This window comes from Bizionia gelidisalsuginis, from assembly GCF_008086185.1.
Lineage (GTDB): Bacteria > Bacteroidota > Bacteroidia > Flavobacteriales > Flavobacteriaceae > Bizionia > Bizionia saleffrena.
On the sequence record NZ_VSKN01000069.1, the window covers coordinates 1 to 1522 of the forward strand.

Consider the following 1522-nt stretch of genomic DNA (forward strand, 5'->3'; position numbering starts at 1 on the left):
GGAGAACATAACGTGTTTAATGAAATCGGAAAGATTTGCCTATTTGGAAGAAGTAAAATGTTTATGGATGCTCAAAGCCCGAAAGTGATTTTGACATTTGATAATCTGAAAAAATAACTGTACACAACACCGTATATAATTTATTGCTGGCTTCTTGCCTACTTGCGAAAATCCTCGCGGATTTTCTTTGTCTGTAATTATTTACTAAATTAGTTGCTTAAACCACGCAACAAACCATATACATAAACGTTAGGTGCAATTTGAGAAAACGATGAACTTCGGGAATAACATAAATAAATTTTTAAAAAGTAGTGCGAAAAGAGCACTCGGAGGAAATACGCCGAAATCTTTACGAAAAGCATCCATTGAATTGAAAGACAAAGAAGTTCAATGGTTGTGTATTTTAGATTATTCAGCAACCGAAGATGATATAGAAGATTGTGCTGTCGCTGGAACTGAAATAATTGCGGATTTTACTTGGGAATATGGAATTAATGAAATGTTTGAAAAAACCAAGCCGAATGATAAGCCGAGAGAATTAAAAAACGTTGTTTACCAAAGACTCGAAAAGAATTTTAAAGAAAGAGATTCCGACGAGCAAGAATGGATTACCGAAAATAATTATTGCGGAAAATGTAAAAAAGCTGATACTGGATTGAATTGTCCAATCGAATATGAGTTTAACGGAAAAATTTACGTTGACGGAATTTGTAAAGTTTGCGGAACTTCTTGCAGTACGGAAATGAAAATAGAAACGGAATAAAAACTGCACCTAACACCGTATAAAAATAATTGCGGTTTAGTGCTTAATCAAAGGTCGTTGCGTGTTTGTAACGTCTGATTTTCCTTCGGAAAATCCTCGCATACAAACCCGCAACTATTCTTATACATAAACGTTGCCACACATTTGAAAAAAAATATTATGAAGAAAATAATTTTGCTAATAATAATGATAATAGCTGTCAATAGTTACGGTCAAACTGAAAAAAGAATTGACTCATTAAGCTATGCTCATATGAAAATAGCTGTTCCCGAAAACTGCCAAGCAAAATCTGAATATGAATTATTAGATTGTGACGGAATTACTATTCAATGGATTTATTTGACAGCAGAAATGCTCAAAAGTGTTCCCAGTCAATTTATCACTCAATTCAGCGAACAAGAAAGCATAAAAAAGCGGACTGAATTTCAACTCGAATCATATGGTTCGGAATTGAATGGATACAAATTTAAAATGAAAAATTCTAATGGAATTTCCTATCGACTTATCGTTTATGGAACAGTAAATAACCAATCTCTTTTAATAAATATAGGAACGGATAATGATATTAAAAAGACTTCTGACTTGTCGGAATTCTTGCAAAAATTAATCAGCGTGAAATAAAAACGTGTGGCAATCGAGTAGACGGCTGACAATCGAATGATTGCCAGTGCGCCTCTCACACCACCGTACGTACGGGTCTCGTATACGGCGGTTCAACGTTCATCTCAACAATTGCTCTTTACACCAATTGAAGCTACC

General features: G+C 34.4%; 2 protein-coding genes. Both read left to right on the forward strand.

Annotation, left to right across the window (positions count from 1 at the left end):
- Positions 1–271 precede the first annotated feature (271 nt).
- Positions 272–763, forward strand: coding sequence for a hypothetical protein (locus ES677_RS15045; protein WP_148381703.1), 492 nt, complete (start codon positions 272–274; stop codon positions 761–763).
- Positions 764–922: 159 nt separating this feature from the next.
- The gene (locus ES677_RS15050; RefSeq protein ID WP_148381704.1) at positions 923–1384 is read left to right on the forward strand and encodes a hypothetical protein; all 462 of its coding nucleotides are present in this window, start codon (positions 923–925) and stop codon (positions 1382–1384) included.
- The last annotated feature ends 138 nt before the right edge of the window (positions 1385–1522 follow it).